Origin of the sequence: Nonomuraea basaltis, from assembly GCF_005893125.1 — a bacterium.
GTDB classification, from domain to species: domain Bacteria; phylum Actinomycetota; class Actinomycetes; order Streptosporangiales; family Streptosporangiaceae; genus Nonomuraea; species Nonomuraea basaltis.
This window is the reverse complement of record NZ_VCJS01000356.1, coordinates 1-8794: the sequence shown is the minus strand read 5'-3', so window position 1 is coordinate 8794 and position 8794 is coordinate 1. Positions and strand designations below refer to the sequence as shown.

Sequence of the window (8794 nt, the reverse complement as noted above, 5' to 3'; positions counted from 1 at the left end):
GGTGTTGCTGCGGGTTCAATGGGCACCTGCGAGGTTGAGGACGACGACGCCACCGATGATGAGGAGGATACCGCCGATCTTGAGGGGGGTGAGGGTCTCCCTCATGAAGGCGGCGCCGATGAGGGCGATGGCGGCGGTGCCGGCGCCTGACCAGATGGCGTAGGCGGTGCCCACCTCGAGGTGGAGCTTGAGTGCTTGGGCCAGGAGGATGAAGGAGGTGATGTAGCCGGCGGCGACGATGAGGGTCCAGCCGAGGTGGGTGAAGCCGTTGCTCAGTTTGAGCGCGGAGGTGGCGAGGACCTCTGAGGCGATGGCGAAGGCGAGCAGGAGCCAGGCCATGGGTGTGCCCCCCAGGATGAAATTGGTACGAGTGTGCCAGTTTATCGCGGTCCGGCGGCCGGTGACGGTGTGGATGGCGGGCGGGCGGGCGCGACGGCGGTGACGCGCTTCGTGGCCGGCCGGGGTGGCCACTCCCCCGGAGCTGCCCGGGCGTTCGTGGCAGGCCGGCCGCAGGGGCGTTGGGGTGGAGGCGCTCGGTCCCGGGCGGGTCCTGGCGCGGCCTAGGCTTGGCCAGGTGCTTATCCGCCCGAGGGTTCCCGAGGATCTGGACGCCTGTGTCGAGGCGCTCGCCCTGGTGCAGGCCGCCGACCGCTACCCCGTGGACTGGCCGGATGATCCGGCCGGCTGGCTGAGGCCGGGTGATCTGACCGGGGCGTGGGTGGCGGCCGAGGCGGGCGCCGTGCTGGGGCATGTGGGTCTCGCCCGGGATACGGAGATCACCCGGTTGTTCGTCGTTCCCGCCGCCCGTGGCCGCGGCTTGGCGGCCCGGCTCCTGGGCACGGTGCGCGCGGCCGTGCGCGGGCCGCTGGAGCTGGAGGTCTCCTCTGAGGGTGCGGCGGCGATCGCGTTCTACGAGCGGTCGGGCTGGCGCAGGGTCGGCAGTGGCCGCGCCGGCTGGCTGAACGCGGCGGGCGAGCCCGCGCTGGTGCACCGCTACGTGAACCCGTGAAGGCGGAATCGCTTGAAAACGCAGTCGAATACGTGTTCCACTGTGGGTGTGGGTTGGGACGCGCTTCCTCTTGTCGATGCCGCTGACGACCGTCCGCTGATCGAGCGGCGCGCGGTCGTGCGTGACGGCTTCTACGAGACGCAGGCCCGCACGATGATCGAGCGGGTGCCGCGGACCGCGGGCATCGCCCAGCGGTGGGCGGTCTCCCCCTACCGAGGCTGCGCCCATGCCTGCCGCGGCTGCGGTGCCCGCGCGGGGCATCGGCGGCTGGGTCTGGACGCCGGGCGTGATTTCGACACGCGGATCGTGGTGAAGCCGAACGCGGTGGCGAGGTTGCGGGCCGATCTGGTGCGGTGGGACGGTGACGAGCTGGCGGTGGGGGTCACGGGTGACTGTTATCAGGCGGCGGAGGAGACCTACCGGCTGATGCCGGGGGTGATCGGGGCGCTGGCGGAGACGGGGGTGCCGTTCACCGTCTACACCAAGGGTGCGCTGGTGTTGCGGGACGCCGGGCTGCTGGCGCGGGCGGGGGCGCAGGTGGCGGTGTCGATCGCGTTCGTGGACGAGCGGATCCGGCGGGCGGTCGAGCCGGGCGCGCCGACGGCGCAGGCACGGCTGGAGCTGGTGGCGGCGCTGGTGGAGGCGGGGGTGGACTGCCGGGTGCTGATGGCGCCGGTGCTGCCGTTGCTCAGCGACGCCGCCGATCAGCTGGGGGCGACGGTGCGGCGGATCGCGGGGGTGGGGGCGCGGGCGGTGGAGCCGGTGGTGCTGCGGCTGCCGCCGGGCACGCGTGCGTGGTACGGGGAGTGGCTGGAGCGGGCGCATCCGCATCTGGTGGCCCGCTATGAGGAGCTGTACGACCGTTCGGGGCTGCCCTCCCCTGATTACGAGCGGCGTATCACGGGGCAGATCGCTCAGCTGTGCCAGGTGTACGGGATGCGGTGCGGCCCGGGTGTGGTTCAGCGGCGTGAGCCGCGGGCGGCGCAGCTGGCGCTGGTCTGAAGGGGAACGCCCCGCGAGCGGTACTCGCGGGGCGAACGGTGAGCTTCATGGCTCTAGTGGTTGTTCTCCTTGCAGTACTGGAGCTTCCACGAGCCGTGCTTCTTCTTGCAGAAGTAGCAATACTTGTCGCCCCACCACTTCCACGTGCACTTCTTGGCGCTGTCGGCGGTGGTCTGCTGGGCGCTGGACGCACAGGTGTCGGCGTTGACGGCCGGGGTGGTGACGGCTCCGGTGACGAAGAAGGTCGAGGCCATGAGCGATGCGGTGAGCAGAAGGCGCTTGAGCATCTGAAGATCACTCCCTTAGGCGATGATCGCGTCCCAGCGGGGTCGCTGGGCGGAGGATGAGCGTCGGATCCGGGGTTTCCCTGGGATGCGCCGGATACGGCGCTGGACATTTCTCACGGTAATGGCGGTGTCCGGTGGAGTCTCCCGGCGCGCGGCAAAGCTTAATTCCCACAGATGTCATTACATATACGTAATTAGCGAAATTCCCGACAACTCGGGGATGTTCAGACAGCGCCGATCTTCCACTCTGACCAGGCACAACTCCTGCGCGCCGCGGATGCGAGAAGGCGCTTCCCCGCCTCCCCCAACGCCATCCCAGACCAGCGGCAAAAAGCAAGAAAAGGCACCATTCGAGGTGCAATAAACCGGCACAGGGACGGAGCTGCTGTTTGAGGCCGCAACCGCGGAATTGCCGGTGGCGCCGGCCACGGCAGGACCGGAAACCCCCGGAAGACCGGAACGGTCAGGTGGGGGCGGGTGTGGAGCGGTCGGCGAGGCGGTCGAGCGAGACGCCCAGCACGTCGGCCAGCGCGGCGATCGTGAAGAACGCGGGCGTGGCGATGCGGCCGGTCTCGATCTTGCGGAGGGTCTCGGCGGACATGCCGGCCGCGGCCGCGACCTCGACGATGCTGCGCCCGCCGCGCGCGCGGCGCAGCACGAGCCCGAGCTGCTCGCCGCGCAGCCGCTCCTCGGGGGTCAGCGGAGGTCGCACCATGGGTCTCACTCTATACGCTGGGATACCTATACCGGTATTGTTATCCCCCAATCGCCCTTGGGACCATACGCCGTCCGTACAGGCAGCGGGCGGCCGCCGCGTTCTTCCTCAAGGTGGGCCGGCGGGACTGCCCGTGAACGCCGGGCAGTCTCACGACCCGGTGCGAGCCGGTTCGGGGGCGTACCGGGCCAGGATGATGCCGGAGCCGGGCAGGGGGGCGGCGCCGATGAGGCGCAGGGAGCCCGGCGGGCGCCCGGCGAACGCGGGTGTGCCCCCGGCCAGCACGCCGGCGCCGATCATCAGGTGCAGCTCGTCGACCAGGTCGTGCGCGAGCAGGTCGTTCCACAGCACGTGGCTGCCGAACATCAGGATGTCGCCGGCTTCCGTCCCGCGCTTCAGCTCGGCGACCTCCTTGTACGCCTGCGCACGCGCGACGATGCGGGTGGTGTGCCACGGCGCGGTCTGCTCGGGGGTGAGGCTGTCGGAGACGACGACCTTGCCGATCGCGTTGTTCAGCCGGGAGATCTCCCGCAGCACCGGCCGCGCCGCGGGGTCGTCGGCGATCGGGGGCCAGAAGCCTTTGATCCCCTCGAACGTCCTGCGCCCGAGCAGCAGCGTGCCGGCGGCGCGCAGCCGTTCGGCGTTGTAGTCGTCGAACGCCTCCTCGAACGGCAGCGCCATGACGTCGCCGCCGGGCCCTTCGTAGAAGCCGTCGAGCGAGACGATGTTGCACGCGATGAGCTTGCGCATGTCAGGGGTTTCCTTCCCGGTGTGACGCCTGGGTGCGTCGGTCACCTGTTGAGAGACAGGGCGGGCGGCGGATTCATCGCCCCGGCACCCCTTTTTGCGGCGGCTGAGATACCTATGAGCTACCTACGTATCCCATCTAGGTATCGATATGGGGATTTGTCCCGTCTCTCTCGGGGGAAGCGCCACGCATGCTGGACATGTGACCACATCACCGGGGGAAAGGATCGACGTGGGAGCCATGTGTCAGACGCCATACACTCCAGGCGACATCGGAGGCCAACCGCCGGCCTGGCGGCTCCCGTCCTGGAACGGGCTCTTGGCCATGGGGCACGACCTGGCACTCCGCACCGGCTGGACCGGACAGGAGCGGACGGTGTCGTGGACCCTGTCGGCGCGGCCCTCGGCCGTCCCCACCGCCCGCCGGATGACCGCCGCCCGGCTGTCCGCCTGGGACCTGGCCGAGCAGGCCGACGTCGCCCAGTTGCTCGCCGGAGAGCTGGTCGCCGACGCCCTGCGCGCCGGCGCCGAGAAGATCAAGCTCACCCTGTCCGCCGAGGACGGCCTGCTGCGCTGCGAGATCGGGGAGGAGCGGTCACAGCACCGCGAGCCCGCCGCCGCAGCCGCGCCGCCGTGCCCGGCCCCGCTGCTGGACCGGCTGGCATGCTGCTGGGGCACCGCCGGCCCGGTCGTCTGGTTCGAGCTGTACCTGTCGCCGCAGAACTGAACGGCCCCCACGCCGATCGAAGGAGACACCCATCGTGCGCAGGATAAGGATCCGCATCAGCCCCAAGCCGCGTACCAGCGGCCACGGACTCGACCTGCGGTCCCCGTCAGGACGGCCGCTGCCGTACTGACCTCCCCCGGCAGCCGGGGCCGGCGGTCACCATCGAGGCCGGTCCCGGCCCTTTGGTGTCAGGGCCCGGCCCACCGCTGGAAAGCCGCTCTACGAGGGCGGAGCCTCGCCGGCGCGGGCGCGCTCCCCCATCCACCCGGCGATCTGGGCCCGGGAGTTGAAACCGAGCTTGGTCATGATGTGCTCGACGTGCCCCTCCGCGGTCCGCTGCGCGATCACCAAAGACGCCGCGATCTCCTTGTTCGTCAGCCCCTGGGCGACGAGGCGGGCGATCTCCAGCTCGCGGCGCGTCAGCGGCGTCTGCCCGTCCTCCTTGACGGCGTCCTGGGGCCTGTCCTCCTGCAGCGCGTACGCGAGCGCCTCGTCGTAGGGCAGCCGGGCGCCGCGCCTGACGGCCGCGGCGAAGGCCGCCTCCCCCAGCGCCTTGCGGGTGAGCTCCTCGCATTCGTCGTGGTAACGGGCCAGATGCCCGTACCCCGACAGCGGCGCCCCCACCGAGCTCCACACGGACTGCAGGATCCCCAGCAGCCGGGCGGCCCGCTCGTGCAGGTTCTGCGCGGCGGCGATCCAGGCCAGCACCTCGACGGTGATCCCGACGCCGAGCCGGTCGCCGAGTGAGCGGTTGAAGGCCAGGCTCTCGCGCTCCAGCTCGGTGGCGCGCCGCAGATCTCCCTGCCGCCACACCTCCACGCCCAGCGCCATCATCGTGTACGCCTTGTGCCAGCCCTCCCCGTAGGCCTCGCACACCGAAAGGCACTCCTCGGCCGCGGCGATGGCCGGCCCGGACTCCCCCCGGAAGGACCGCGCCAGCGACAGCCGGATGAGCGACAAAGCCAGCCCGATCGGGTCACCGGTGGTGCGATGGCGGGCCAGGGCCCGCTCGTAGCAGCCGATCGCGTCCTCGCTGCGTCCCTCGCACATGGCGACCATGCCGGAGAACAGGTCCGCGTAGGCGAGGATCGGCTCGTCGCCCAGCCGTTCCCCGATGCGGTGGCTCTCCTCCAGCATGGCCGTCGCGGCCGGGATGTCGGCCTGGATGACGGCCAGCCAGCTGCCGGCCCACAGCGCGCGGCCGCGTACCTCGCCCCCCTCGGAGACGGCGGCCAGCCCTCGCTCCAGCCAGCCGCGTCCCTCAGCTAGGTAATAACTGGTGATCCAGTGATACAGCAGATCCGTGGCCATGCACAGGCCGGTGCCGGCGTCGGCCGGCGTCGCGAAGCAGCCGTCCAGGGCGCTGCGCAGGTTGGCGTGCTCCAGCTGCAGCCGGTTGAACCAGGCCGCCTGCGACGGCCCGAACACCTGCGCACGGGCGTGGGCGGCCAGGTCGCGATAATAAGCGCGGTGCCGTTGCCGCAGCACCACCTCCTGCCCGGCGGCCGACAGATGCTCGCGGCCGTACTGGCGCAGGGTTTCCAGCATCCGGTAGCGGACGCCGTCCGGGTGGTCTTCTCGAATCAGCACGGACTTGTCGACCAGGCCGATCACCAGGTCGAGCACGTCCTCCGGGGCGATGCCGTCCCCGGAGCAGACCGTCTCGGCCGCCTCCAGGTCCAGGCTCCCGGCGAACACCGAGGCTCGATGCCATAGCTGGCGTTCCTCCTCCGAACATAGGGCGTGACTCCAGTCGATCAGGGCCCGCAGGGTCTGGTGGCGCGGCAGTACCGCCCGCGACCCGGCGGTGAGCAGGCGGAAACGATCGTCGAGCCGGTCCAGGAGCTGCTGCGGCGACAGGGCGCGCAGCCGGACGGCGGCCAGTTCGATGCCCAGGGGCAGGCCGTCGAGGCGGCGGATGATCGCGGTGACGACGTCGCGGTTGTCCTCGGTGACGGCGAACGACGGCAGCACGGCGCGGGCCCGTTCGGCGAACAGCTGGACGGCGTCCCATTGCATGAGCGTGTCGAGGGCCGGGCGGGCCGCCTCGCGGTCCGGGAGCGGGAGAGTCGGCACGGGCACCGCGTGTTCGCTGACGATGCCCAGCACCTGGCGGCTGGTGGCCAGGATGCGCAGTTCGGGGGCGGCGCGCAAAAGCGTCTCGGCGAGCACGGCACATTCGGTGACCAGGTGCTCGCAGTTGTCGAGGATGACCAGCGCCTGCTTGTCGCGCAGATGGTCGGCGAGGATCCGCAAGGGCGGCGCGACGCTGCGGTCGCGGATCTGCAGGGCCTCGGCCACGGCCTGGGCGAGCATGTCGGGGTTCTCCAGCGCGTCGAGCTCGACGAGCCAGACGCCGTCGCGGAAGGCGCGCCGCACCTCGTGACCGACGCGCAGCGCCAGCCGGGTCTTGCCGACTCCGCCGACGCCGGTGAGCGTGACGGCCCTGGAGATGGACAGCAGATGCCGGACCTCGGCCACTTCGTGCCGACGCCCCACGAAACTCGTCACCTCGGCGGGGAGGGCCCCGTTGGGCTGTCCCGCGGAGGTGCTGGTCGTCACCGCTGTCATGGTGCCTCGCGCGACGCGGCCGGCGGGTCACCATTACGCCGAAACCCCGTCGTCGCCCACCAGGTTATGTCCAGCCCGTTAACTGAGGCAGTTCGCGTTATAAACCCACAGGAAGTTTTTGCCTCGCTTGGAGGTTCGCAGTCCTTGCCTTGACGGTGGGGAGCGGGGATCGACCGTCGGGAGGAGGGGGTCACCGTCGTCGGAGGAGGCGGGGCTAGGCGATCGCGGCCGCCGGTGCGGGCACCGGAAGCTCGAACCAGACGACCTTGCCGCTGCTGGTGCGGGTGCTGCCCCAGCCGGACGACAGGGCGTCCACCAGGTGCAGCCCGCGCGAGCCCTCGTCGTCGTCCAGGGCCCGCCGGTGGCGCGGCAGGCGCGGGCTGCAGTCCTCGACCTCGCAGCGCAGCCGGTCGCCGACGGCCGTCAGGGTCAGCCGCACGATGCCGCGCGCGTGCTCGATCGCGTTGGTGACGAGCTCGCTGACGAGCAGCTCGGCGAACTCGCAGCCGTGCTGCAGGCCCCAGTCGGCCAGCTGCGCGCGGGTGGCGTTCCGGGCCTGGTGCACCGAGACGGCCGCGGGCGAGAACGTCCACGACGCCAGGGAGGCACTCATGCGGCCCGCCCTGCCGCGCAGACCTGCGCGGGCACGACGCTGCGCCCGTCGGGCAGCAGCTCGCCCGTGTCATCGAAGAACACCACACCGTTGCAGAGCAGGCCCCATCCCTGCTCCGGGTGGTAGGCCACCAGTCGGGCGGCCTCGCGGCCGGCGGAATCCGCCGGCGGACATGGAGGCAGATGCTGACACATGACTCGAACCCTCGATCCCCTTGCTTCCCCGCGTATAGCGGGTCACAGATTCAGAGTCTCCTCAACTCTACCTCCAGAAGGAGGAGATAAATCCCCATATGGGTACCTATATCCCCTACGTAGGTACGCAGAGGCGCCGCCCGCCCAGGACCCCCGGGCGAGCGGCTCACCGGCAGCTCACCCCCCGCCCGCCCGCACCGGCTGCCGCAGCACCGTACGCGGATCCGGATCGTCCAGCGCCGTCAGATACACCTCATGATGCAGCCCATTGACCACCAGCCCCCGCTCGGCCATGAACTCCTCCATCACCTTCAGCGACACATGCTCCTCACTGAAGGGAGCCGCGTGAACCAGCTCCACACACTCCCCCTCCGTGAACGTCGCCACCACCACCCGGTCCACCGCCACGCCCGACGGCCGCGTCACCTCCCGCGCCCGCTCCAGCGCACCCGCCTCCGCCACGCCCGCCGCCGGCAGCAGCAGATGCCACCGCCACAGCTCCCGCGGCACCTGCAGCCCGTGCCGCTCGTCCTCCACCCACCACAGCCCCTCCAGCGGCCCGGCCGGACCCCCCATGGCCGAGGCGACGGTGTACAGAGCGCGGATGGCCGCGGCATGCTCCGCGCCGCCCGGCTCACCCATGCCGGTGACGCACAGGCACGTCACCGGTCCGTACGTGGTCAGAACAGGGGTCATGATTCCTCCTCCAAACAGATCAACACATGAGTGACCAGCCGCTCCGGCGAGGTGCCGGCCGGATCCGACACGTACACCTCCCGGATCGGGCCGCGGACCACATGACGCCGCTCGGCACACCACGCCAGCACGGCATGCGCGGTCAGCGGGATCTGGTCATAGGGACCGACGTGAGTGGCACAGGCGAACCGGCCACCGGGCAGCACCTCCACCTCCTGTCTCTTATACACCTC

The 8794-nt window shown here is 70.7% G+C and carries 12 protein-coding genes; 3 read left to right on the top strand and 9 right to left on the bottom strand.

The features are described 5' to 3' along the window. Positions 1–15: 15 nt before the first annotated feature. Positions 16–339 carry a DMT family transporter gene (locus tag EJK15_RS64990; protein WP_138720209.1) on the bottom strand — a complete coding sequence of 108 codons (324 nt, stop codon included), beginning with the start codon at positions 337–339 and terminating at the stop codon, positions 16–18. 235 nt (positions 340–574) lie between these two features. On the opposite strand from EJK15_RS64990, the gene EJK15_RS64985 reads away from it, so the two are divergent. Both EJK15_RS64985 and EJK15_RS64980 read left to right on the top strand, forming a co-directional pair. Beyond that, complete coding sequence (locus EJK15_RS64985) at positions 575–1009, top strand: GNAT family N-acetyltransferase (RefSeq protein ID WP_138720208.1); 435 nt, start codon at positions 575–577, stop codon at positions 1007–1009. 48 nt (positions 1010–1057) lie between these two features. Then, positions 1058–2011, top strand: coding sequence for a radical SAM protein (locus tag EJK15_RS64980; protein WP_240778044.1), 954 nt, complete (start codon positions 1058–1060; stop codon positions 2009–2011). A gap of 53 nt (positions 2012–2064) precedes the next feature. On the opposite strand, the gene EJK15_RS64975 is transcribed toward EJK15_RS64980, so the two are convergent. The 3 genes from EJK15_RS64975 to EJK15_RS64965 all read right to left on the bottom strand — a co-directional run bounded on the left by EJK15_RS64975 (position 2065) and on the right by EJK15_RS64965 (position 3763). Beyond that, entirely contained in the window at positions 2065–2298 is a 234-nt protein-coding gene (locus tag EJK15_RS64975; RefSeq protein ID WP_138720207.1) for a hypothetical protein, read from the bottom strand. A gap of 463 nt (positions 2299–2761) precedes the next feature. Next, positions 2762–3013: a helix-turn-helix domain-containing protein gene (locus EJK15_RS64970; protein WP_138720206.1), complete on the bottom strand. Its 252-nt coding sequence runs from the start codon at positions 3011–3013 to the stop codon at positions 2762–2764. Between the two features lie 150 nt (positions 3014–3163). Next, complete coding sequence (locus EJK15_RS64965; RefSeq protein ID WP_138720205.1) at positions 3164–3763, bottom strand: dihydrofolate reductase family protein; 600 nt, start codon at positions 3761–3763, stop codon at positions 3164–3166. A gap of 322 nt (positions 3764–4085) precedes the next feature. Here EJK15_RS64965 and EJK15_RS64960 point away from each other — a divergent pair, with 322 nt between their 5' ends. Beyond that, positions 4086–4487 (top strand): ATP-binding protein, encoded by a 402-nt coding sequence (locus EJK15_RS64960; protein ID WP_138720204.1) that lies wholly within the window; start codon positions 4086–4088, stop codon positions 4485–4487. Positions 4488–4706: 219 nt separating this feature from the next. Here the strand turns inward: EJK15_RS64960 and EJK15_RS64955 are convergent, their stop codons facing one another. The 5 genes from EJK15_RS64955 to EJK15_RS64935 form a co-directional block, all read right to left on the bottom strand. After that, positions 4707–7058 (bottom strand): ATP-binding protein, encoded by a 2352-nt coding sequence (locus tag EJK15_RS64955; protein WP_138720203.1) that lies wholly within the window; start codon positions 7056–7058, stop codon positions 4707–4709. A gap of 214 nt (positions 7059–7272) precedes the next feature. Further along, positions 7273–7671, bottom strand: coding sequence for an ATP-binding protein (locus tag EJK15_RS64950; protein WP_138720202.1), 399 nt, complete (start codon positions 7669–7671; stop codon positions 7273–7275). Continuing rightward, positions 7668–7865: a DUF5999 family protein gene (locus tag EJK15_RS64945; RefSeq protein WP_138720201.1), complete on the bottom strand. Its 198-nt coding sequence runs from the start codon at positions 7863–7865 to the stop codon at positions 7668–7670. The genes EJK15_RS64950 and EJK15_RS64945 overlap by 4 nt, the downstream gene beginning before the upstream one ends. Before the next feature lie 177 nt (positions 7866–8042). Next, on the bottom strand, positions 8043–8561 hold the full coding sequence (locus EJK15_RS64940) for a hypothetical protein (RefSeq protein WP_138720200.1): 519 nt from the start codon (positions 8559–8561) through the stop codon (positions 8043–8045). Further along, the coding region (locus tag EJK15_RS64935; RefSeq protein ID WP_138720199.1) for a GyrI-like domain-containing protein at positions 8558–8794 on the bottom strand (237 nt) is incomplete at its 5' end. The genes EJK15_RS64940 and EJK15_RS64935, both read right to left, overlap by 4 nt.

Coding starts and splice junctions, on each gene's coding strand:
- EJK15_RS64990 (WP_138720209.1), bottom strand. CDS start 339: ATGGCCTGGCTCCTGCTCGCCTTCGCCATCGCCTCAGAGGTCCTCGCC.
- EJK15_RS64940 (WP_138720200.1), bottom strand. CDS start 8,561: ATGACCCCTGTTCTGACCACGTACGGACCGGTGACGTGCCTGTGCGTC.
- EJK15_RS64950 (WP_138720202.1), bottom strand. CDS start 7,671: ATGAGTGCCTCCCTGGCGTCGTGGACGTTCTCGCCCGCGGCCGTCTCG.
- EJK15_RS64970 (WP_138720206.1), bottom strand. CDS start 3,013: ATGGTGCGACCTCCGCTGACCCCCGAGGAGCGGCTGCGCGGCGAGCAG.
- EJK15_RS64955 (WP_138720203.1), bottom strand. CDS start 7,058: ATGACAGCGGTGACGACCAGCACCTCCGCGGGACAGCCCAACGGGGCC.
- EJK15_RS64965 (WP_138720205.1), bottom strand. CDS start 3,763: ATGCGCAAGCTCATCGCGTGCAACATCGTCTCGCTCGACGGCTTCTAC.
- EJK15_RS64945 (WP_138720201.1), bottom strand. CDS start 7,865: ATGTGTCAGCATCTGCCTCCATGTCCGCCGGCGGATTCCGCCGGCCGC.
- EJK15_RS64960 (WP_138720204.1), top strand. CDS start 4,086: ATGGGGCACGACCTGGCACTCCGCACCGGCTGGACCGGACAGGAGCGG.
- EJK15_RS64975 (WP_138720207.1), bottom strand. CDS start 2,298: ATGCTCAAGCGCCTTCTGCTCACCGCATCGCTCATGGCCTCGACCTTC.